20 protein-coding genes and 2 tRNA genes are annotated in these 21851 nt (G+C 46.2%); 10 read left to right on the top strand and 12 right to left on the bottom strand.

From position 1 onward, the window contains the following. Positions 1 to 25: 25 nt before the first annotated feature. From KIV40_RS03230 to KIV40_RS03210, 5 genes are all read left to right on the top strand, one after another. A complete protein-coding gene (locus KIV40_RS03230) occupies positions 26 to 769 on the top strand; it encodes a copper homeostasis protein CutC (protein ID WP_134977897.1) in 744 nt (247 codons plus the stop codon). 66 nt (positions 770 to 835) lie between these two features. Then, positions 836 to 1612 carry a polyphosphate kinase 2 gene (gene ppk2 / locus KIV40_RS03225; protein ID WP_005424773.1) on the top strand — a complete coding sequence of 259 codons (777 nt, stop codon included), beginning with the start codon at positions 836 to 838 and terminating at the stop codon, positions 1610 to 1612. 9 nt (positions 1613 to 1621) lie between these two features. Continuing rightward, complete coding sequence (locus tag KIV40_RS03220) at positions 1622 to 2557, top strand: LysR family transcriptional regulator (RefSeq protein ID WP_285347938.1); 936 nt, start codon at positions 1622 to 1624, stop codon at positions 2555 to 2557. Positions 2558 to 2708: 151 nt separating this feature from the next. Next, positions 2709 to 3347, top strand: a complete 639-nt coding sequence (locus tag KIV40_RS03215) for a YadA C-terminal domain-containing protein (protein WP_134977894.1) — start codon at positions 2709 to 2711, stop codon at positions 3345 to 3347. Positions 3348 to 3404: 57 nt separating this feature from the next. Beyond that, on the top strand, positions 3405 to 3884 hold the full coding sequence (locus tag KIV40_RS03210; protein ID WP_105064825.1) for a hypothetical protein: 480 nt from the start codon (positions 3405 to 3407) through the stop codon (positions 3882 to 3884). A 2-nt stretch (positions 3885 to 3886) separates the two neighbouring features. Here KIV40_RS03210 and phoU read toward each other — a convergent pair whose 3' ends face one another. From phoU to KIV40_RS03190, 4 genes are read right to left on the bottom strand one after another with little or no spacing between them, the layout of a single operon-like run. Continuing rightward, complete coding sequence (gene phoU / locus KIV40_RS03205; RefSeq protein WP_005424791.1) at positions 3887 to 4585, bottom strand: phosphate signaling complex protein PhoU; 699 nt, start codon at positions 4583 to 4585, stop codon at positions 3887 to 3889. Positions 4586 to 4616: 31 nt separating this feature from the next. Next, positions 4617 to 5435 carry a phosphate ABC transporter ATP-binding protein PstB gene (pstB, locus tag KIV40_RS03200; protein ID WP_005424834.1) on the bottom strand — a complete coding sequence of 273 codons (819 nt, stop codon included), beginning with the start codon at positions 5433 to 5435 and terminating at the stop codon, positions 4617 to 4619. A gap of 2 nt (positions 5436 to 5437) precedes the next feature. Further along, a complete protein-coding gene (gene pstA / locus KIV40_RS03195; RefSeq protein ID WP_285347937.1) occupies positions 5438 to 7111 on the bottom strand; it encodes a phosphate ABC transporter permease PstA in 1674 nt (557 codons plus the stop codon). Positions 7112 to 7138: 27 nt separating this feature from the next. Beyond that, a complete protein-coding gene (locus KIV40_RS03190) occupies positions 7139 to 9343 on the bottom strand; it encodes an ABC transporter permease subunit (RefSeq protein WP_285347936.1) in 2205 nt (734 codons plus the stop codon). Between the two features lie 211 nt (positions 9344 to 9554). Between KIV40_RS03190 and ppk1 the strand changes: the two genes are divergently transcribed. After that, positions 9555 to 11645: a polyphosphate kinase 1 gene (gene ppk1 / locus KIV40_RS03185; protein WP_285347935.1), complete on the top strand. Its 2091-nt coding sequence runs from the start codon at positions 9555 to 9557 to the stop codon at positions 11643 to 11645. Continuing rightward, positions 11629 to 13134 (top strand): exopolyphosphatase, encoded by a 1506-nt coding sequence (gene ppx, locus KIV40_RS03180; RefSeq protein WP_228175288.1) that lies wholly within the window; start codon positions 11629 to 11631, stop codon positions 13132 to 13134. Before ppk1 ends, ppx begins: the two co-directional genes overlap by 17 nt. A 50-nt stretch (positions 13135 to 13184) precedes the next feature. Here the strand turns inward: ppx and KIV40_RS03175 are convergent, their stop codons facing one another. The 3 genes from KIV40_RS03175 to phoB are packed head-to-tail and all read right to left on the bottom strand — an operon-like array spanning position 13185 to position 16178. Then, positions 13185 to 14150 (bottom strand): phosphate ABC transporter substrate-binding protein PstS family protein, encoded by a 966-nt coding sequence (locus KIV40_RS03175; RefSeq protein ID WP_285347934.1) that lies wholly within the window; start codon positions 14148 to 14150, stop codon positions 13185 to 13187. After that, positions 14150 to 15448: a phosphate regulon sensor histidine kinase PhoR gene (phoR, locus tag KIV40_RS03170; RefSeq protein ID WP_005445279.1), complete on the bottom strand. Its 1299-nt coding sequence runs from the start codon at positions 15446 to 15448 to the stop codon at positions 14150 to 14152. The genes KIV40_RS03175 and phoR overlap by 1 nt, the downstream gene beginning before the upstream one ends. A 40-nt stretch (positions 15449 to 15488) precedes the next feature. Next, positions 15489 to 16178 (bottom strand): phosphate regulon transcriptional regulator PhoB, encoded by a 690-nt coding sequence (gene phoB / locus KIV40_RS03165; protein ID WP_005424836.1) that lies wholly within the window; start codon positions 16176 to 16178, stop codon positions 15489 to 15491. Positions 16179 to 16402: 224 nt separating this feature from the next. On the opposite strand from phoB, the gene rdgC reads away from it, so the two are divergent. The 3 genes from rdgC to KIV40_RS03150 all read left to right on the top strand — a co-directional run bounded on the left by rdgC (position 16403) and on the right by KIV40_RS03150 (position 19142). Then, complete coding sequence (rdgC, locus tag KIV40_RS03160) at positions 16403 to 17317, top strand: recombination-associated protein RdgC (RefSeq protein WP_134977892.1); 915 nt, start codon at positions 16403 to 16405, stop codon at positions 17315 to 17317. A gap of 167 nt (positions 17318 to 17484) precedes the next feature. Next, on the top strand, positions 17485 to 18885 hold the full coding sequence (gene yegQ, locus KIV40_RS03155) for a tRNA 5-hydroxyuridine modification protein YegQ (RefSeq protein ID WP_005424818.1): 1401 nt from the start codon (positions 17485 to 17487) through the stop codon (positions 18883 to 18885). A 2-nt stretch (positions 18886 to 18887) separates the two neighbouring features. After that, entirely contained in the window at positions 18888 to 19142 is a 255-nt protein-coding gene (locus KIV40_RS03150; protein ID WP_005445273.1) for a YfhL family 4Fe-4S dicluster ferredoxin, read from the top strand. Positions 19143 to 19183: 41 nt separating this feature from the next. On the opposite strand, the gene KIV40_RS03145 is transcribed toward KIV40_RS03150, so the two are convergent. The 5 genes from KIV40_RS03145 to KIV40_RS03125 form a co-directional block, all read right to left on the bottom strand. Next, positions 19184 to 19492 carry a hypothetical protein gene (locus tag KIV40_RS03145; RefSeq protein ID WP_103413558.1) on the bottom strand — a complete coding sequence of 103 codons (309 nt, stop codon included), beginning with the start codon at positions 19490 to 19492 and terminating at the stop codon, positions 19184 to 19186. Between the two features lie 337 nt (positions 19493 to 19829). After that, positions 19830 to 20669 carry a penicillin-insensitive murein endopeptidase gene (gene mepA / locus KIV40_RS03140; protein WP_285347953.1) on the bottom strand — a complete coding sequence of 280 codons (840 nt, stop codon included), beginning with the start codon at positions 20667 to 20669 and terminating at the stop codon, positions 19830 to 19832. A gap of 12 nt (positions 20670 to 20681) precedes the next feature. Next, complete coding sequence (locus tag KIV40_RS03135; protein ID WP_134977890.1) at positions 20682 to 21014, bottom strand: DUF1904 domain-containing protein; 333 nt, start codon at positions 21012 to 21014, stop codon at positions 20682 to 20684. Between the two features lie 574 nt (positions 21015 to 21588). After that, a tRNA-Trp gene (locus KIV40_RS03130) sits at positions 21589 to 21665 on the bottom strand. A gap of 35 nt (positions 21666 to 21700) precedes the next feature. Then, positions 21701 to 21777, bottom strand: a tRNA-Asp gene (locus tag KIV40_RS03125). Positions 21778 to 21851 lie beyond the last annotated feature (74 nt).

Here is a 21851-nt window from a genome sequence, read left to right as displayed (position 1 = left end):
AATTACAATAATTCAGGACAACCTCGTGAACACTCAACTTGAAGTCTGTATTGATAACATTGAATCTCTCCATAACGCGATTGCTGGTGGTGCAACCCGCATCGAACTCTGCTCTTCACTTGCTTTGGGGGGCTTAACGCCAAGCTATGGCTTTATGCAGCAAGCAGCTAGACGCTCTACTATTCCGGTTTACGCGATGATTCGCCCGCGCCAAGGCGACTTCTTCTACAGTGAGGAAGAAATCGAAATGATGCACTGGGATATTGAAGCTGCCAAGCAAGCGGGCTTGAACGGTGTCGTGCTCGGCGTGCTCACTCAAGACGGCGATATTCATATGCCGTACGCAACTGCGCTGTGTGAATTTGCTCAAGCGCTTGGCTTAGGCGTGACCTTCCATCGTGCCTTTGACCAGTGTCGTGACGCTGAAAAAGCGTTAGAAGAAGTGATCAATTTAGGCTGTGAGCGTATTTTGACTTCCGGCCTTGCACCTTCTGCACCGCAAGGGATCGATGTGCTTAAAGCCTTAGTTGAACAAGCGCAAGGACGCATTGCGATCATGGCAGGCGCCGGTGTAAATGCAGACAGTGTTGGTCAGATCGTTGAGCAAGCTAAAGTCACCGAAGTGCATTTATCTGGCAAGACAACTCGCCCAAGTCACATGACCTTTATTGCCGAGCAAAGCAAAATGGGCGCTGCCGATGTGGATGATTTCTCGATTCCTGTCACTAACACCGATGCTATCGCGAACATGGTAACAGCTCTCAATTAAGCGCTTTCAAATCCCGTCTTGGGTTATTGAGTGCTAACATATTGATAACTAAGGACGGGAGGAAACATGGCGAAACTAAAGAAAAAGGAATACGAAGAAGCACTAGAACAGCTGCAAATTGAGTTGGTTAAGCTCCAAGAGTGGGTTAAACACAAAGGGCTTAAAGTCGTGGTACTGTTTGAAGGACGTGACGCCGCTGGCAAAGGAGGCACCATCAAACGCATCACTGAAAAACTCAACCCTCGTGTCTGCCGTATCGCGGCTCTTCCTGCCCCGACAGAGAAAGAGAAAACACAATGGTACTTCCAGCGCTACGTGGCACATCTGCCTGCTGCTGGGGAAATAGTGCTGTTTGACCGCAGTTGGTACAACCGTGCTGGCGTCGAGAAAGTCATGGGCTTTTGTACCCCGGAACAATATGAGGAGTTTCTCCGTTCTTGCCCAGAGTTCGAGCGCATGCTGCAACGCTCTGGCATTATCTTAATTAAGTATTGGTTTTCGGTCTCCGATGAAGAGCAAGAAAAGCGCTTTCTGGAGCGCATCAATACCCCTATCAAACGCTGGAAGTTCAGCCCGATGGATTTAGAGTCACGTAATCGCTGGGCGGAATATTCACAAGCAAAAGACAAAATGTTTGCTTACACAGATACAAAAAACTGCCCTTGGTGGGTAGTGCCTTCTGATGATAAAAAGAAAGCACGTTTGAATTGTATCAGCCATCTGCTCAGTCAAGTCGAATACGAAGAACTTGAGCATCCAGTTATCGAATTGCCAGAGCTGAATAAGGAAGGCTACGTCCGAGCACCCATAGACGACCAAACCTTCGTTCCTGATAAATACTAGAGATGTACCATGGCGAAAGACCTGTTTCATACCCTTGACCTAAATCTGCTCAAAACCTTTATGGTTTTGATGCAAGAGAAAAACATGCGTAAAGCTTCTCAGCGCTTATTTGTCTCTCAACGCGCCATCAGTCAAGCGTTACAAAAGCTACGTAATCACTTCGATGAAGAGCTGTTTGTAAAGGTTAAAACAGGTCTTGAACCGACACCTTTCGCAGAATCTCTCGCCAACGATATTACGCCCCACCTCGATGGTTTAGCGGCAGCGGTTAACCGCTCTCATCAGTTTGATCCTGCCGAAGTGGACAACAAAATTCGAATTGCACTTGCACCAATCACAATGACTTGCTTGCCCGGTTTCCTCTTCGAACAACTGAGAGCGTTAGCCCCTAACGCGCAACTTGAATTAGTCAGTTGGTCGAACAGCACGGTTGATGAAATCTTGAAAGGCGAAACGCTGATAGGGGTAAATTACGAGTTACTTCTAGCAAATAAAGAGATCTACACGCCTAAGCTAATCGATTTAAAGGGACGGATTCTTGTTCGTGAAGGCCACCCAATCAAACAGTCTCACGTAAAACCGCATGACTTGAGTGGCTACCCTATCGCATCTTTGATTTCCCCTGGCTGGAACGACAAATTCAGCTATGCTTCGCAGTTACTGACTGATTTAGGGATCGAGCATACTGTTGGATTTCGTTCTGAGTTAGTCATGGCAATCATAGATGTGGTGAAACATACTGATATGTACCTTCCACACTCCGACTTATTCCCAATAGAGCAATTTCAAGGACTAAGAGCTGTCGATGTCACGATTGATGGACAGCCACAAATGAAGTCTGTCCATGCTCATATACATGTTAGAAATCGAAACAACCCACTTGTAAAATGGCTGGTCGATTTAATTCAACAAGGCCTAGTACAGCAAGCTGACAAGGTCTCTTAACGATAAGTTTTAGTTATCACCTAGATAATGATAACCATTTAGTCATAAACCTTACTTCTCAATAAGATAGCCCTGCTTTTAAGGGAGTTTAGAAAGAGCGATTGCTTACAGTAAGGATGCTGTTCCTCGTTTACTTATTGAGAGTTCAGACATGATTAAAAAAATTGTAAAGCTTACCGCTGCTAGCACCCTACTTGTTTCTTTTAGCTCAATTGCAGCAGTCGTCCCAGATCGTCCAAACCCTGGCATTCCAACCAACCCAATTCAAGGTGTGCCAGAGCAACCTGTTCTGCCTGAAGTTGATAATGGTGTTCCTGGTGTGCCAGATCGTCCACGCCCAGATCAATCACCAACGCCACCAATCGAAGCAGCACCAGAACATCCAACGCTTCCTGAACCAGACAACGGGATTCCTGAAGTCCCAGAGCGTCCAACACCGCAACTGCCATCGAACCCTATTGAAAATAATCCGACGGATGATCGTCTCAACCATTTAGAAGGCTTGGCAGCTGAATACGATTACCGCCTAAGTCAACAAGCAGAACAAATGGATGGTATTCGCGCAAGTCTACACGCTGTCACCAACGCTCGTCCTTATGCGACTCATGGTGAACTGGCCATCGGTGCAGGTGTTGGCTTCTCAGGTAGCAAAGAAGCGGTCGCGGTTGGCGGTGCTTACGGCCTAACAGACCAAGTTAGCTTATCAGGCACCTTCCACTACGAATCATCGGGTAAGTACTCTTCCTCTGACGTTGCTGGCGGCGTTGGTGTTCAAATCAGCTTTAAGTAAACACAAGTTCAGTTAGTAAGTCCATTTGCCAAGGAAGGCATCATTTTAGGTAGACCTATGAAACACACCCTCTCTCTTATTGCCCTGATTATCGCGCCGCTTTCAGCCCAAGCTTCTGGTGTATTTGTTTCTCCAGAAGTGAAAGTTGGCTCATTTCGCGGTGCTGGTATTCAGCTTGGCACTAATGACGTCGCTGGTTTTGATGCCCTCTATTTTGATTACTCACGAGTGACCTACACCAGTGGAAACTTTGACGAAACTATCGATGCCTATCGCGTTGGCTTTCAGCATATGTTTGACCACCAGCCACAAATGGGCTTTCAAGCCAGTCTTGGTATAGCCAGCTATGATGGCACTTACAGAGAGGAAAAAAGAGATACCACAGGATTGAGTATCGGTGGTGCTTATGTGTATCAGGTAAATCCGATTCTCTCGGTCAGAGCGGGGGCGGATTTGGATATCTTTAAAGACGACAAAACCCACACGTTTACCGATACAGCCGTCAACTTCTCTGTGGGTTTTGGTCTGCGCTTATAAGGTTACTTCAGTACGTCATCAATGCTTTGATCGCCAAGGTGGCGTACATCTTTCCCTTTCACGAAGTAGATAATGTATTCACAAATGTTCTGGCATCGATCACCTACGCGTTCAATGGCACGCGCTGACCACATCACTTGCAGAATGTGTGGGATGTTTTTCGGATCTTCCATCATGTAAGTCATCAACTGACGAATCACCGCTTCGTATTCAGCATCCAACTTATCATCCAGCTTGTGCACTTCTGCTGCTGCTTCGACATCCATACGCGCAAACGCATCGAGCACTTGGTGCAGCATTTGAATCGCTTGACGACATAAAGGCTCTAATGAGACTTGGAATTGACGCTCTTGCGATGACGGGCTTTCAATCGCCACATAGGCAATACGCGTTGCAACATCACCAATGCGCTCAAGATCTGTGATGGTCTTAATGATCGCCATGATTAAGCGTAAGTCTTTTGCCGTAGGCTGACGCTTGGCGATGATGCGAGTACAAGCGTCATCAATCGACACTTCCATCGCATTAACTTTGTGATCATCACGCACAACTTTACGCGCTAGTTCGATGTCTTCTTTGTGCAAAGCTTGAATAGCATACGACAACTGCTGTTCTACCAAGCCTCCCATGGTGAGTACATGGGTACGAATCGATTCTAGCTCTACGTTAAATTGTCCTGAGATGTGACGTCCAAAGTGCATGGCTTTCCTTTAATCCTTGAAAGATCGCGGCTTAGCCGTAACGACCGGTAATGTAATCTTCGGTTTGTTTCTTCATTGGAGAGGTGAAGATCGAATCCGCATCCGAGTATTCAATCAGTTTACCCATATGAATGAATGCCGTGTGGTCACTGACGCGCGCCGCTTGCTGCATGTTATGGGTAACGATAACCACAGTATATTGAGTCTTGAGCTCGTTGATAAGCTCTTCAATAGTTAAAGTTGAGATTGGATCCAAAGCCGATGTTGGTTCATCCAATAATAGTACTTCAGGTTCAATCGCGACGGCGCGAGCAATCACCAAACGCTGCTGCTGGCCTCCAGAAAGTCCGAATGCATTTTCATGTAGACGATCTTTTACTTCGTCCCATAATGCCGCAGAACGCAGTGAACGCTCGACCGCATCGTCCAACATGCGACTGTTCTTCACACCTTGTAAACGAAGACCGTAAACCACGTTTTCGTAAATCGACTTGGGGAATGGGTTTGGGCGCTGAAACACCATACCTACTCGGCGGCGCAGTGTTGCCACATCCACACTTGGGTTGTAAACATTCTTACCGTGCAAACGTACTTTCCCCGTCACCTTACAACCTTCGACCAAATCGTTCATGCGGTTGATACAGCGCAGCAATGTGGATTTACCACAACCTGACGGTCCGATGAATGCGGTTACGCGCCCTTTCGGGATACGCATGGAGATATCATGCAGCGCCTGAGCCTGACCATAGAAAAGATTAAGGTTCTCGATCGAGATAGCCGTTTGTTCATCCGTCAGGTTATGCACATCCAATGGTGGCTCATAACCTAATGTATTATCAAAGTTAAACATGCTTAATCTTGTCCTAAAGTTCGGTATTTCTCTCGCAGATTATTACGAATACTGATTGCTGTTAAGTTTAGCCCGACAATAACCGTCACGAGTAAGAAGGAAGTCGCGTAAACCAACGGACGCGCAGCTTCGATATTCGAGGTCTGGAATCCAACATCATAAATGTGGAAGCCTAGGTGCATAAACTTTCTGTCTAAATGCACGTAAGGGAATTGCCCATCCACCGGTAAGCTCGAAGCTAACTTCACGACCCCCACCAACATCAAGGGGGCTACCTCACCCGCAGCGCGAGCAATTGCGAGAATCAAACCAGTGATTATCGCAGGGGTTGCCATAGGCAAAACCACTCGCCAAAGCGTTTCAAACTGTGTTGCCCCCAAGGCTAGCGAACCATGACGAACAGAGCTTGGAATGCGGGTTAAACCTTCTTCTGTGGTAACAATCACCACTGGTAGAGTCAAGACCGCTAGCGTCAATGCAGACCACAACAAGCCCGGCGTACCAAAGGTTGGAGCGGGTAATCGCTCGGCATAAAACAGGTTATCGATTGAGGCACCAATGGTATAAACAAAGAAGCCCAAACCAAATACGCCGTAAACGATAGAAGGAACACCTGCAAGGTTAATCACAGCAATACGGATCACCCGAGTTAGAGCATTATTCTTGGCGTATTCATGCAAATAGATCGCCGCAACTACACCTAATGGCATCACGATGATCGACATGATGATAACCAAGAAAACCGTACCGAAAATCGCGGGGAAAACACCACCTTCTGAGTTCGACTCACGAGGGTCTTCGGATAAGAACTTCCAAACCTGCTTCCCCCAATGGGCAACCTTTTCAGGCAGTGACATTTGGTTTGGGTACCAGTAGTCCAAAATGTCTTCTAATGGAATCGAAACTTGAGTCCCAGTCATGTCTTCAACAATGAGAGCATAATCCGAGAAGCCTAGGCGCAACCCGTCAAGTTGCATGTCTAGCTTGGCTAACTCTGCTTCAATTTCTGCTTTGCGTTGGCTGTTATTTGCCAAAAACTCTTCAATGATGGTGTCATTAAGCTCATGCTTGCGCTTGTCTAAGCGAAGCTGTTCTAGCTTCCAACCTAAGTCTTTTACTTGATCATCCACCAGCATATCAATTTCATGGTGCAAGGTTTCTGCATCATCGAGCTTCTGGTCCAAAAACGCTGGAATGTTGTTTTCATAGCGCGTTTCGCCATCTTGAAAAGCAACAAACTTACCGAAGAAGTAGCCACCGCTGCTGCGTTCAATCACCGCCCATTCACCGGGTGTCGTCGGCTCATCCAACTGCATTTTCAGAACCGAGATAAAGTCAGCTGGATACAACTCACGGTTGGCAATTTTGATGTTCAAACGTGTCGCAAATTCTTCGTCATCCGCGAGTTTATTCGCCGCTTCTTCTGGTAGGTAACTTCTTGGCACAAAACTACGCTCGTAAACCTGACCAACCAGAATCGAGTTTTCATGCAGCACTTCGCCCTGCACCGGGGTCAGCGCAGCAACATTCCATTGATAAAGTGGCGCAGGCCAGAAGTAAGTCAGCCCCTTCCAGCCAATCAATAGCAATAAACCGAGGACAGAAAGCAGACTGATGCTTACTGCTCCCCCGGTTAACCAAATCCAAGGTGCGCCAGAACGAATCCAATTTAACACGCTATTACTCGCTCTTTCGTTAACTGATTACAACGCACGATATTTATCTCTTAGTCTTTGACGAACCCATTCCGCCAAGGCGTTCACCGCAAAGGTAAAGACAAACAAAATTAATGCCGATAGGAACAACAATCGGTAGTGCGAACTGCCTACTTCCGACTCTGGCAATTCAACCGCAATGGTCGCCGACAAGCTACGCAAGCCTTCTAGTACGTTCCAATCCATTAATGGCGTATTACCCGTCGCCATTAATACAATCATGGTTTCACCTACAGCACGACCAAGCCCCATCATGATTGCCGAGAAGATACCCGGACTGGCTGTCAGTAGGACCACATAAATCAGGGTTTGCCATGGCGTCGCACCCAGCGCTAATGAGCCATCTGATAAGTGCTTAGGTACAGAGAAAATCGCATCTTCTGCAATGGTAAAAATCGTTGGAATAACCGCAAAGCCCATCGCCAAGCCAACCACCAGCGCGTTACGTTGGTCAAAGCCAATGCCATGGTCAGTCAGGAACAAACGCATGTCCCCGCCAAAGAAGGCTTGCTCAAGCATTGGTGATACCCACACACCCAAACCGATCAGTAGCAAAATCAAAGGCATTAAAACCAAAGCATGCCACCCGTTTGGCAGGCGATTACGTATCGGTTGTGGGATCAGTGCCCATAGGCCGCCCATCACCATAGTGCTCAAAGGCAAAACAAACAGCATCACCACAACGGTAATTAGATGGTCTTCCACAATCGGAGCGAACCAGAGCCCGGCAAGGAAACCAATGATAACCGTAGGCAAAGCTTCCATTAACTCGATTGATGGCTTCACCACACGACGCATACGTGGCGACATAAAGTAGGCGGTATAAATTGCGCCTAAAACTGCCAGTGGTACCGAAAACAGCATCGCGAACATCGCCGCTTTGATGGTACCAAACGCAATTGGCACTAAGCTGAACTTCGCTTCAAAATCGTCACTAGCTGAGGTGGATTGCCACACAAATTCGGGCTCTGGGTAACCTTCATACCAAACCTTCTGCCACAAGGAGGACAGAGAGACTTCTGGATATGGGTTATCAACAAATGCGACCGTCAGTTTGTCGTTTTGCCACGTAATCAGATAGCGCTCATTATTCGACATTGCAGCCATCGCTGGCGCTTGTTTATAGGCACGCTTAAACAGTACCAATTTCTCACTGGTGGTGTAGTGGCTTTGCAAAGTACCGTTGGTGTAAAAGCTGTAGAAACCTTTGCGGTGTGAATCGGGAAGTAAATACTTCAGCTCAGACGCCAACTTAAAGTCGCGAATGTGAGTCAAAGTACGCTTGTCGCCCTGCAACGTATCAAACCATTGTGATACACGACCATCGTTATGCGTAACGAGCAAAGAATACGCCCCCGCCAGCAAATCCATCGTTCTCACTGAGTGCTTTTTATCACCCTGAGTCAGATCGATAACCTCGCGCACTGAGAATTTATTGTCACCTTTCACCAAAACAATCAGCTCTGATCCATGTCGCAAATAAAGGTTATTACCATCTGGCGTCAGCAGCATTTGGTCTGGCGCATCAAAGCCCGAAGAGAAGGTGAAGTCATGGTTAACAGGTGATGCATCTAATAGTTGAGGGACTTGCCAACGTGCTTTTAGCACGCCGCTTTGTGTTTGCCAAACAAGGGTTGGAGCTTGTGTGGAAGTACTAAAAACAAATGTCTTAACTGGATCAGATGCATCTGTCAGTTGCATGTCTATTGAGTTTCTAAACGGCACCACTTCTGGTGGACGAGTGTTTTCGCGCAGCGTCGCGTTAAACTCCGGCTTGAAGATGTGCGCTTTACCTTGGCCATCGACTAAACCATACCAACCCAATCCTGGAGCAGACTGAGAAAATGCCACTGGGTTATTAGCTATCTGCTGAGTGTAAAGCGCGGGCTTGCTAGAATCATCAAGAGGTAGAAAACGCACTTCACCGGATTGAGTTAAAACCAAACCGATTTGGGAGTAATCATCAACGGAAATTGCGAGTGGCTTCCCGCTTTGGGTCGCACGAGCGGCATAATTGGTTTCGATCTCTGCATCAGAAAACAGAGGAATGATCACCATCGCAAGGTAAACGAAGATCAACACAAGAGCAGCAAGAACGCCTACACCACCTGATGTCACTGCAAAACGAACCAAACGATCTTTGATCAATCGTTTTTTATCTTTTTCCTGCAATGAAAACTCGGCTTGTGCCATTGATCTCTCTACCCTTTTTGACTTAGTACTAGAATATGTCGTTAAGATGACAATTATATTACAGATCACATTAAACAACTGAAAAGAATACAACTCTTATGCAGGCCGTGTTATGAAATAAAACTGTAACGTAAACCTCATAGTGTTCAGGCTCATCTTTTTTATCCCACAGATGAGTGCGGATTTACTTCATTTTAGGCTAGGTAAGGTTATGAGCGCAGAAAAACTCTATATAGAAAAAGAACTTAGTTGGTTGTCTTTCAATGAAAGAGTACTGCAAGAAGCCGCCGATAAAACAGTCCCTTTAATCGAACGTATTCGCTTTCTGGGGATCTTTTCCAATAACTTAGATGAGTTCTACAAGGTACGCTTTGCAGATGTAAAACGTCGGATCTTGATCAGCCAAGAACGAGGTGGAAGCGATAACTCTAAGCACTTGTTAACTAAGATGCAAACCAAAGCATTGAAGCTTAACGAACAATTTGACGAGCTGTACGGTGATTTGATCCGAGAGATGGCACGACGCCGCATTTTCTTGGTTAACGAAAACCAGCTGGATGACACGCAGAAACGCTGGATCACCAAGTACTTTCGCAAAGAAGTCATGCCACACATCACTCCGCTATTGATTAAAGATGACATCGATGTGTTGCAGTTTCTTAAAGACGAATACGCCTACATTACCGTCGATCTGCGCAAAGACGATCATTCTCAATATGCTTTACTCGAAATACCAACTGACCACCTTCCTCGCTTCGTTATGGTACCGGAGCAAAAAGGCAAACGCCGCAAAACCATCATTCTGCTCGACAATATTATCCGTTACTGTCTGGATGAGCTGTTTAAAGGCTTCTTCGATTATGACGAACTAAATGGCTACGCGATGAAAATGACCCGCGATGCCGAATACGATTTACGCCTAGAGATCGAATACAGCTTGCTCGAACAGATGTCTGAAGGAGTGAACCAACGATTAACCGCTATGCCAGTGCGCTTTGTTTACGAGCGTGAAATGCCGCAAGAGATGCTCGATTTCTTGTGCCGTAAACTGCAAATCTCCAACTACGATAGTTTGATTCCCGGTGGTCGTTACCACAACTTTAAAGACTTCATTGGGTTCCCAAATGTTGGTCGTGAGTACTTAGAAAACAAGCCCATGCCACCGATGAAGTGTGCCGACTTCGAAGGCTACGCCAACAGTTTCGATGCGATCAAAGCCAAAGACATTTTGCTCTACTACCCTTATCACACCTTTGATCACATCTCTGAACTGGTTCGCCAAGCTTCCTTCGATCCTAAAGTATTGGCAATTAAGATTAATATCTACCGCGTTGCCAAAGATTCGCGCTTGATGAACTCATTGATCGATGCGGTACACAATGGCAAAAGCGTCACTGTGGTGGTGGAACTGCAAGCCCGATTTGATGAAGAAGCCAATATCGAGTGGTCAAAAGTTCTCACCGATGCGGGCGTGCACGTTATCTTTGGTGCACCTGGTCTGAAAATTCACTCAAAACTGCTCTTGATTAGCCGCCGCGAAGAAGGTGAAATCGTACGTTACGCGCATATCGGTACAGGTAACTTCCACGAGAAAACCGCACGCATCTACACCGATTTTTCCTTACTCACAGCCGATCAGGAGATCACCGACGAGGTACGCAATGTGTTCGGATATATCGAAAACCCGTACCGCCCAGTTAAGTTTAACCATTTGATTGTTTCTCCACGTAACTCTCGAACACAGCTATATCGTCTAATCGATGGTGAGATTGCCAACGCAAAAGCTGGCAAGAAAGCAGCGCTGACGATCAAAGTGAATAACTTGGTCGACAAAGGCATCGTCAATAAACTCTATGGGGCGAGCAATGCCGGGGTGAAAATCAATATGATTATCCGCGGTATGTGTTCTCTCGTACCGGGTATTGAAGGCGTGAGCGAGAACATTCGCATCATCAGTATTGTTGACCGATTCCTTGAGCACCCTCGCGTCGTCATCACTCACAATGATGGTGATCCACAAGTTTACATCTCATCGGCGGACTGGATGACACGAAATATCGATCATCGTATTGAAGTTGCAGCTCCAGTTCGTGACCCACGTTTGAAACAACGTATTATTGATATAACTAACATTCACTTTACCGATACAGTAAAGGCTCGTTTGATAGATAAAGAGATGAGCAACAGCTACGTACCGCGAGGTAATCGTAAAAAAGTTCGATCACAAGTTGCCATCTACGACTATCTTAAAAATATAGAGAAACAAACAAGAAAACAAAAAGCAGATGCCTCAGATACTTGAACAAGATGTACGCCATATTGCAGCCATTGACCTTGGGTCGAACAGCTTCCATATGGTGGTGGCGAAAGTTGTTGGAAGTGACCTGCAATTAGTCAGCCGCCATAAACAGCGAGTGCGCTTAGCTGCCGGGCTCGATTCAGAATTAAACCTCAGTCACGCCGCGATGGAGCGAGGCCTTGAGTGCCTCGCGATGTTCGCCGAGCGCCTGCAAGGCTTTAAAACGTCAAACGTAAGAATTGCAGCGACCCATACCTTAAGGCGTGCCAACAACGCTCATCTGTTTATCAAACGAGCAAAAAAGGTGCTGCCTTTCCCAATTGAAATCATTCCGGGCGAAGAAGAAGCTCGCCTCATCTATCTCGGCGTCGCGCACACCCAAGCGGAGTCTAACTCCAAGTTAGTTGTCGATATCGGTGGCGGCAGTACCGAGATGATCATTGGTCAAGAGTTTGAGCCAGAGCTTCTCAACAGTAAACAAATGGGTTGTGTGAGTTTTACCGAACAGTTCTTCAATAATGGCAAACTGTCACGGAAGAACTTCAGCAAAGCAATTCTCGCCGCAGAGCAGCGTATTGAATCCATTTCTGTAAAATACCGCAAGAAAGGTTGGGATATTGCCCTAGGCTCTTCTGGTACGATTAAAGCGATTCGCGAAGTCTTGATTGGTTTAGGTCATGAAGATGGACTGATCACCAACAAGCGTTTGGGTAAGCTCATCGACACATTGTGCGAGTTTGAGTCCATTGATGATATCGAGCTTATTGGTTTGACCGATGAACGCAAGCCAGTCTTTGCAGCAGGTGTAGCCATTTTGGCTGCCATCTTCCAATCGCTAAAAATCAACCAGATGTTTTTCTCGGATGGCGCGTTGCGAGAAGGTCTGCTCTACGAGATGGAAGAACGTTTCGCTCGTTCTGATATTCGTATGCGCACCACAGAAAACCTAGCGAAAAAACATCGCGTTGATATCGAACACGCGGCACGCGTAAAAGGTCATGCAAGAGAGATGCTGTGCCATGTTCGTTCTGAACTTGGTATCAAGAAGAAGAGTGAGCTGTTTGATTTACTGGAATGGGCGGCTTTGCTACATGAAGTCGGCTTGAGTATCAGTCTGCGCGGTTTCCATCGTCACTCGTTCTACATTCTGCTGCATTCCAACTTACCGGGCTTTAACCGCGAGCAGCAATTGGTATTGGCGACCTTAGCTCGCTTCCAACGTAAATCCCTTAAGCTGAATGAGTTCCCAGAGTTCAATCTCTACAAAGAGAGTGACATCATCAACTTAATTAAGATTCTACGTCTAGCCATTGTGGTCAACGGTCAACGCAATGATGACCCGCTACCAAAGCTGACACTGTCGATAAAAGAAGAGAAGTGGGTACTTACCTGCGTAGAAGAAGATTGGTTGGAGAGTAACAAACTACTCGATGCCGATTTGCAGGAAGAACAACAACGCTGGGAAAGCGCAGGATGGGCATTGAGTTTCTAACTATAAACTCAGTTAACTATGAACTCAGTGAGACAAAGAAAAAGGTCGGCTTATAAACCGACCTTTTTTAGTTCCTCGGCAGCGAAATCAGCAGTAATCGGAACATAACCGTCTTTCGCAACCAGCGCTTGCCCTTGGGCAGAGAACATAAAGCGAATAAACTCAGCTTCAATTGGGCTTAGCGGATAATCCGGATGTTTATTCACGTATACATAGAGGTAACGCGATAGTGGGTACTTACCCGAGATAATATTTTCACGCACTGGGCTAACGTAATCGGTGCCTGTTTTCGCAATAGGAACTAAACGAACCCCCGCCACGCGATAACCCACACCAGAGTAACCAACACCACTGATCGTTGATGCTACAGACTGCACTACTGATGCCGATCCTGGTTGCTCATTCACGCGAGTTTTAAAATCACCACCACACAAGGCATTACTTTTAAAGTAACCGTACGTACCTGATACCGAGTTACGCCCAAACAGCTGCAAGTTACGCTTTGCCCATTCAGCTTTGATGCCTAACTCACGCCAGTTAGTGATGAACTCACTTTCACCGCAGCGCAATGTCGCGGAAAACATCGCGTCCAGCTGATGGAAGTTAAGCCCTTTGACTGGATTATCTTGGTGCACAAAAATACCAATAGCATCAATCGCAACACGAAGCGCCGTTGGCTTGTAACCATGCACCCGCTCAAATGCTTCGATCTCACGCATACGCATTGAGCGACTCATTTGACCGAATTGCGCAGTTTGCTCCGTTAACGCCGGTGGCGCAGTCGATGAGCCAGAAGCTTGTACCTGAGCATTAATGTTCGGGTAGATAGATTTAAACTCTTCCACCCAAAGCGTGGTCATGCCCGCCAGTGTATCCGAGCCGACCGACAATAAGTTGCCCGCAATACCCGTTGTCTTTTGATAATTCGGCAGCGGTTCATCTTGTGCAACAGCCATGCTGGAAAGCACTAACGTGGCTAGAGTGATGTTCTTGATTGCTTTGGATACGACACTCATTACTTCACCACCAAACGACTTGGTAGGATGAAGGAGAACTTACTGCCGACACCAACTTCACTGTAAATTTCGAGGTGAGAGTCATGGTGGCTCAACGCGTGCTTAACGATGGCTAAGCCTAGGCCACTACCACCAGTATCACGTGAACGAGCTTTATCGACGCGATAGAAACGTTCGGTCAATCGATGTAAGTGTTGTGGTTCAATACCGTCACCGCTGTCTTCAACCTCTAGACAAGCACCTTGTGCGGTTTGATACCAACGAACGTTAATGTGTGCACCGGGTGGTGTGTATTTCACCGCGTTGTACACCAAGTTAGAGATCGCACTACGCAGTTGGTCATCATCGCCAAGCACGCGCAGACTAGAATCAACATCGAACTTCAACTGATGCTGATCATCACCACTTAAGCTTACCGCTTCCTTCTCTAGCACTTCTAACATGCTAGGGACATTGACCACATCTTCCAACTCATGCATTGGTGCCGCCTCAATCTTAGACAGCGTCAGAAGCTGATTAACCAAGCTGTTCATGCGGTTGAGCTGCTCTGTCATCACCCCATGCGCTTTCGTCCACATCGGGCCAACAATCATGTCTGGGTCTTCCGTCATCTCAAGATAGCCTTGCAGTACCGTCATCGGTGTACGAAGCTCATGAGATACGTTAGCGAAGAAGTTACGACGCATACCTTCAAGCTGTTTAAGTTGGCTCACATCACGCACCACCATCAGATGTTCCCCTTCGGTGTAAGGTACGATACGCAATTCCAACATTCGCTCGACATTCAATGGTGAACGCATTTCTAGCGGCTCTGAGAAGTCTTGTTTATTGATGTACTTAATAAAGTCTGGAGTACGGATGAGGTTAGAAATAGGTTGCCCAGAATCTTCCGGCCAGTGGAAACCCAAAAGGTGTTGTGCGAGCTTGTTACACCATACGATGTTACCTTCAGCACGAAACACCACCACCGCATCCGGCAGCGATTCAGCACCATTACGGAAACGGCGAATCAAATTGGTAAGCTCTTTACGCTTACGACGCTGACGTTGTTGCAATCGGTATAAGCCGTTGAATAACGATTCCCAGTTGCCACTGCCTGACGGTGGCGTAAGACGCTTTTCATCCCACAACCAAGCCGACAAGCGCACCTGATTATGCAAATGCCATACAAGCTGCAAAGCCGTGGCCGCCAAAAGCAACCACGGCATGTAACCGAATATCCAACCTATTATCACCCAAGGGGTGTAAAAAAAAGCCAGCTCCCAGGCCAGCTTTTTCCAAGTTAATCTTTCAACCACTCATTACTCCATAAATGGTATTGATAAGCTGCTAGTGATGTTATGCCTTCGTCGAGAAACGGTATCCTGCGCCACGAACGGTTTGGATTAGTTTGTCGTGACCTGCCGCCTCAAGCGCTTTACGCAAGCGACGAATGTGTACGTCAACGGTACGGTCTTCTACATACACGTTGGTACCCCAAACGTTGTTTAGCAGTTGTTCACGACTGTAAACACGCTCTTGGTGCGTCATAAAGAAGTGCAGCATTTTGAACTCAGTTGGACCCATATCTACAGCTTCATCATTTGCAGTCACGCGGTGAGAAACAGGATCCAACTTCAGACCTTGTACATCAATCACATCTTCAAGCGCAGTCGGTGTTACGCGGCGAATAACGGCTTTAAGACGAGCAACCAACTCTTTTGGTGAAAAGGGTTTGGTGATGTAGTCATCCGCGCCAACTTCTAAGCCGCGCACTTTGTCTTCTTCTTCACCACGAGCTGTCAGCATCACAACGGGGATATTGCGAGTTAACTCTTCGCGCTTCATGTGTTTGATGAAGTTAATACCACTACCACCTGGTAGCATCCAGTCTAGTAGCACTAAATCCGGGAAGGGTTCAGCCAGTTTGGTTACCGCAGAGTCGTAATCTTCTGCTTCTACTGCTTGATAACCTTTCTGTTCAAGCACGAAGCATAGCATTTCGCGAATCGGAGCTTCGTCTTCAACAACCAGAATCCTTCTAGACATAATTGAATAACCTTATGTGAGTTGAGCTAATGAATTTAAAGGACAAAGCGCCCCTCTATGCATAAGCATTATTACTACCAATTATGACACTTTTGTGACCTTTGAAAACAAATTTTCATATAAGTTTCTTTTGAGGTTCATCATGATCTTTTTCAATTCAATTAGGACAACGGCGGGAAAATTCCCTATGATTAGTCCCTTGTCATCAAGCCTAGAGAAGATTTATGTGGTTTAAAAACTGTCTGGTATACCGCGTTAACCGCGAGGTTAACTTCAACGCCGATCAACTGGAAACTCAACTAGCCGAGTTCCGATTCACCCCTTGTGGCAGCCAAGATAAGCAAAAGTTTGGTTGGGTTAGCGCGATGGGTAGAAATGGCGACATGATGACGCACGTTTCTGAAAACCGCATTCTGATTTGCGCTAAGAAAGAAGAGAAAATGCTGCCAGCTTCAGTGATCAAAGATTCACTAAACGCGAAAGTAGAAGCAATGGAAGCACAAGAAGGTCGTCCTCTTAAAAAGAAAGAAAAAGACAACCTTAAAGATGACATCGTAATGGATCTGCTGCCTCGTGCATTCAGCCGCAGCAGCCACACTTACGTACTTATCATGCCAAAAGAAGGCTTCATCCTTGTTGATGCAAGCAGCTACAAAAAAGCAGAAGACGTGTTAGCACTATTGCGTAAAACAATGGGTAGCCTACCTGTTGTACCAGCAATCCCAGAAGTGGCTATCGAAACGACGCTAACGGAATGGGTGAAAAGCGGTGATACGCCACAAGGCATTTCTATGATGGACGAAGCTGAGCTTAAGTCTGTGCTAGAAGAAGGCGGCGTGATTCGTTGTAAGAAGCAAGAGCTGACAACCGATGAAATCCGCAACCACATCGCTGCAGATAAAGTAGTGACTAAGCTAGCACTGAACTGGCAAGATCGTATCGAATTCATCATGACAGAAGATTCTGGCATCAAACGTCTGAAGTTCTCTGATGAACTAAAAGATCAAAACGATGACATCCCACGCGAAGATCAAGCTGCTCGCTTCGACGCAGACTTCTCTCTAATGTGTGGCGAGTTCAGCGCTTTCCTACCAAATCTATACGAAGCATTGGGCGGCCTGCCAAACCCTAACGCTTAATTTAGTACAAAGATTAACCATAAAGCCCTCACTTTTTTTTGAGGGCGTTTGTTTATCTAAACCATAATTCTCCTAGTCACAGGTCACATTTTGACGTAAAATTTTCGCCCCATTTCCATGAGGTGGAATTGGCCTGACTTGTGATCAGATATTAAGAGAATTGAGCAATGACAACAGAGAAAGCATTCGTACCAGAGCTACTGTCTCCAGCAGGTAGCCTTAAAAACATGCGTTACGCATTCGCCTACGGCGCAGATGCAGTATACGCTGGCCAACCTCGCTACAGCCTTCGCGTACGTAACAACGAGTTCAACCACGAAAACCTACAAATCGGTATCAACGAAGCACATGCCCTAGGCAAAAAGCTTTACGTGGTATGTAACATCCAACCGCACAACTCTAAGCTTAAAACTTTCATCCGTGACCTTAAACCAGTGGTAGAAATGGGCCCAGACGCACTTATCATGTCTGATCCAGGTCTTATCATGATGGTTCGCGAAGCGTTCCCAGAAATGCCAATCCACCTGTCTGTACAGGCGAACGCAGTAAACTGGGCAACAGTGAAGTTCTGGGCTGCTAACGGTGTTGAGCGTGTGATCGTTTCTCGTGAGCTTTCTCTAGAAGAAATCGAAGAAATTCGCGAGCACTGTCCTGAAACTGAACTAGAAGTTTTCGTTCATGGTGCTCTATGCATGGCTTACTCTGGCCGTTGCCTACTTTCTGGTTACATCAACAAACGTGACCCTAACCAAGGTACATGTACTAACGCATGTCGTTGGGAGTACAAAGTTGAAGAAGGCAAAGAAAACGACACTGGCGATATCGTAGAAAAATTTGACCCAACGGAAGCGCAAGCAATCGAAGTTGCTGACGAGCGCCCTGAGACAACCATCGGTCGCGGCAAACCAACCGATGAAGTCGTTCTGCTTTCTGAAGCGCACCGTCCAGAAGAGAAGATGGCAGCTTACGAAGATGAGCACGGCACTTACATCATGAACTCGAAAGACCTGCGTGCAATCCAACACGTGGAACGTCTAACTAAGATGGGTGTTCACTCATTGAAGATCGAAGGTCGTACTAAGTCATTCTACTACTGTGCTCGTACTGCTCAGGTATACCGCAAAGCGATTGATGACGCAGTTGCTGGTCGTCCATTTGATGAAAGCCTAATGGGTACGCTAGAAAGCCTAGCTCACCGTGGCTACACAGAAGGTTTCCTACGTCGCCATACTCACGACAGCTACCAAAACTATGATTACGGTTACTCTGTATCTGATGCTCAGCAGTTCGTTGGTGAATTCACTGGCAAACGTCGTGGTGACATGGCTGAAGTTGAAGTGAAGAACAAGTTCATCGTTGGTGACAGCCTTGAACTAATGACGCCAAAAGGCAACGTAATCTTCACGCTAGAAGCAATGGAAAACCGTAAGTCAGAATCAATTGAAGACGCAAAAGGTAACGGTCACTTCGTATTTATCCCAGTTCCAGAAGATATGGATCTAGAATACGGTCTGTTAATGCGTAACTTAAATGCTGGTCAGGATACCCGTAACCCAACTGGTAAGTAATCATGGCACTACTTATTACTGACAAGTGTATCAACTGTGACATGTGTGACCCTGAGTGCCCTAATGGTGCAATTACTATGGGTGACAGCATTTTCGAAATTGATCCTGCTCTATGCACTGAGTGTAAGGGTCACTACGAAAAACCAACATGTCAGTCGGTGTGTCCAATTACGAAGTGCATTATTACCGACCCAAATCATGTCGAGACTGAAGAGCAATTGCTAGAGAAGTTTGTGATTATTCAAGGGTTAGCGTAATCAAAAGGGGTTCAACTTTGCAGCCAAAGTTGAACCTTTTTTTAACCCGATTTTTCGATAGGAATGATGTTGCAAAATAGTTCTTTCTCGAAATGATACTCTAACTTTTCGCGCCAGTTTTCAGCTTGAGATACCGGTATTAAATAAAAATTTTCACGGCTCGTATCAGTAACGAAAGCTATTCCGTATTGCATCAGTTCGTAATGCACATCATTAACAAAACCTGGATCAAGGCGCTGACGCCCTGTCAGGTGATTAATATCCTCTCGAGTCAAATAGACCCCTTTAGTATCACTGCTAAATCTGTGTCTTAACCACTCTGCAAATTCTTTTGCACAAATCATAGTCATGGTTTTGTCCTTGATTAACTCTTTGGTGGGGAGACCGCCTCCTTTCCCACCTTAATACAGTAGTCTGCGTTGTCGTTTGTCCTTCACCAACCAACAGACATATTGCTAAGAAATCAGAGAATCGCGACGAAAAGATCTTTCTTGAAATTAAAGTTGCGAGTAAGGAGAACTGACGCAACCTTTTGTTTATGTTAGATTTCTATAATATGCCACCAAAACTAATCAGGTTAGTTTTTATACTGGTATTATTCACTGTAGACAAAAGAATGATCTTTCTCCAGTTTCATGAAAAGAACTGGAAAGGGCATATTTATAGATTAATGAGGGGCAAAGGTCTTTAGTTCTTAGTGATCAACGATTGACACTGTGCTGGTATCACCTTTTGTTTTTTCGGCTTTGGTGTCACCTTAGGCTTGTTCTTCGACACTGGAGGCGGCGTCGCTTTAGGCTTCCAACTAGCCAATTCAGTACCACAGCCATCACCCACAGGAGGAGGTGCTTGGTTTACACAATTAGAGCTCGACTCAGGGCAAGTTAACCTGACATGAAAATGGTAGTGGTGTCCCCACCACGGACGCACCTTACGCAACCAAGCTCGGTCATTATCTCCTTCCTGCTTACATAGCTGCTCCTTAATCACTGGATGAACAAAGATACGAGCCACGTCCTCACTTTGTGCCGCACTACGAATAAGCTCAAAATGCCGAGCCTCCCAGCGATGCTCTAGGATCTTGTATTTCTTGAGATCCACGACACTCATTGGCTTAGGAAGTTGAAGCTCATTATAGGAAAGCGGTTGATCAGCCAAACGCAGCCAAATATCAATGTCTAATCCTGTTTGATGGCTAGAATGGCCAGAAGAGAAGCGCCCACCTCTTGCTAGTGACAAATCACCAATAAGTAACGTTGTATTCAGATCTTGGTTTGCTTTCAGCGCTAACTCTTCAACGAAATTTATTGTATGGGGGTGCCCATAGTAACGTTTCGTTTTACTTCGTAGTACCTGATAACCAATACCATCAAGAGGGAGAGGAGAAGCGCCATCTAAGCAGCCGTTTGCATAACTGCCAATAGAAGAAGAAATGTTTTTTGTGGGACCAGAGACCTGCTCCCACGGGGATGCATAGAGTGAAGCTGAGAATAAAAAACTTAAACAAAAAGAAAGACTCAGCTTCATCACGCTCATTCCTTAGTAGTGCTCACCATTATCATAGTAGCCTTTAGGAGAGAGTGCAGAGAAAATTACCGCAACGTCGATATCTTCACCTACGATGCCACGTACTTGCTTAGTAATCGCTTTGGCAACTTCGTCCTGAGTATCTTGTCCACGGTCGAACCACAACACCTCAACAAAAGGATAAGCGCTGCTTACTTCACCTTCACTGAAAAAAGTGGTGTAAATGTACTCAAACGTGAAATCTTCACGAGGGCAGTCCATTAATGGCAGTAATTCATCAGTAAGAGGTTTTGACAGTGCTTGAACCGTTTGAGGTTCTACCGCTCTAAATCGAAGATGTGGCATAGACTTGCTTCCTAATTATTAGAATTCAGCGCCGATAATAACAGGAAGTCACCTTCTAATCACTTTGAGCGCAAGCTATCCGCCACAAAACTGGTGGATACCGTAAAGCCATAGCGGTGATTCGAAAGCTTCGTCCCAACACTACTATTTTGGTATAAGGGGAATCCGCTACTCTTTTAACTAGGTTGATGCTCTTTTGTTCAAACGTAAAAAAGCCCCAGCATTTCTGCTGGGGCTTTAGAAAATGGCAGGGGTGGATTGGACCAGCACTCTAGAAATTCGATAAGACTTGCAACCAAGCGGGTTGACGCTCCAGCCGTCCAACTAGATTAGTACTCTTTTCTTCAAATACGAAAAAGGCTCTAGCATTTCTGCTAGAGCCTTGAATATGGCAGGGGTGGATTAGACCGGCACTCCGGAGATTCGATATGGCTTGCTACCAAGCAGGCTGGCGGCTCAGCTCCCAACACGCACTATTTGGGCATTAAGGGAATCCGTAGATCTTCCAACTAGACTGGTACTCTTTCCTTCATATACGAAAAAGGCTCTAGCATTTCTGCTAGAGCCTTAAATATGGCAGGGGTGGAGAGATTCGAACTCCCAACACGCGGATTTGGAATCCGCTGCTCTGCCAATTGGAGCTACACCCCTGTAATTCGTGTTTAATGAGACGACTCTCGAATAAGTGGCGGAGCGGACGGGACTCGAACCCGCGACCCCCGGCGTGACAGGCCGGTATTCTAACCAACTGAACTACCGCTCCGCACTGGTTAGACCTAAAGTCTAAGCTTTTGTCTTCACTTTTTCATAAAAAGTGAAAATAAAATACAAGCCTGG

The sequence above is a fragment of the Vibrio sp. D173a genome, assembly GCF_030248475.1.
This window is presented reverse-complemented; position numbering and strand designations above follow the sequence as displayed.

Bases quoted from the DNA above. Each gene is read 5' to 3' on its own strand.
- ppk2 (WP_005424773.1), top strand. From the start codon at position 836: ATGGCGAAACTAAAGAAAAAGGAATACGAAGAAGCACTAGAACAGCTG.
- KIV40_RS03220 (WP_285347938.1), top strand. From the start codon at position 1,622: ATGGCGAAAGACCTGTTTCATACCCTTGACCTAAATCTGCTCAAAACC.
- KIV40_RS03215 (WP_134977894.1), top strand. From the start codon at position 2,709: ATGATTAAAAAAATTGTAAAGCTTACCGCTGCTAGCACCCTACTTGTT.
- KIV40_RS03210 (WP_105064825.1), top strand. From the start codon at position 3,405: ATGAAACACACCCTCTCTCTTATTGCCCTGATTATCGCGCCGCTTTCA.
- phoU (WP_005424791.1), bottom strand. From the start codon at position 4,585: ATGCACTTTGGACGTCACATCTCAGGACAATTTAACGTAGAGCTAGAA.
- pstB (WP_005424834.1), bottom strand. From the start codon at position 5,435: ATGTTTAACTTTGATAATACATTAGGTTATGAGCCACCATTGGATGTG.
- KIV40_RS03190 (WP_285347936.1), bottom strand. From the start codon at position 9,343: ATGGCACAAGCCGAGTTTTCATTGCAGGAAAAAGATAAAAAACGATTG.
- ppk1 (WP_285347935.1), top strand. From the start codon at position 9,555: ATGAGCGCAGAAAAACTCTATATAGAAAAAGAACTTAGTTGGTTGTCT.
- ppx (WP_228175288.1), top strand. From the start codon at position 11,629: ATGCCTCAGATACTTGAACAAGATGTACGCCATATTGCAGCCATTGAC.
- KIV40_RS03175 (WP_285347934.1), bottom strand. From the start codon at position 14,150: ATGAGTGTCGTATCCAAAGCAATCAAGAACATCACTCTAGCCACGTTA.
- phoB (WP_005424836.1), bottom strand. From the start codon at position 16,178: ATGTCTAGAAGGATTCTGGTTGTTGAAGACGAAGCTCCGATTCGCGAA.
- rdgC (WP_134977892.1), top strand. From the start codon at position 16,403: ATGTGGTTTAAAAACTGTCTGGTATACCGCGTTAACCGCGAGGTTAAC.
- yegQ (WP_005424818.1), top strand. From the start codon at position 17,485: ATGACAACAGAGAAAGCATTCGTACCAGAGCTACTGTCTCCAGCAGGT.
- KIV40_RS03150 (WP_005445273.1), top strand. From the start codon at position 18,888: ATGGCACTACTTATTACTGACAAGTGTATCAACTGTGACATGTGTGAC.
- KIV40_RS03145 (WP_103413558.1), bottom strand. From the start codon at position 19,492: ATGACTATGATTTGTGCAAAAGAATTTGCAGAGTGGTTAAGACACAGA.
- mepA (WP_285347953.1), bottom strand. From the start codon at position 20,669: ATGAAGCTGAGTCTTTCTTTTTGTTTAAGTTTTTTATTCTCAGCTTCA.
- KIV40_RS03135 (WP_134977890.1), bottom strand. From the start codon at position 21,014: ATGCCACATCTTCGATTTAGAGCGGTAGAACCTCAAACGGTTCAAGCA.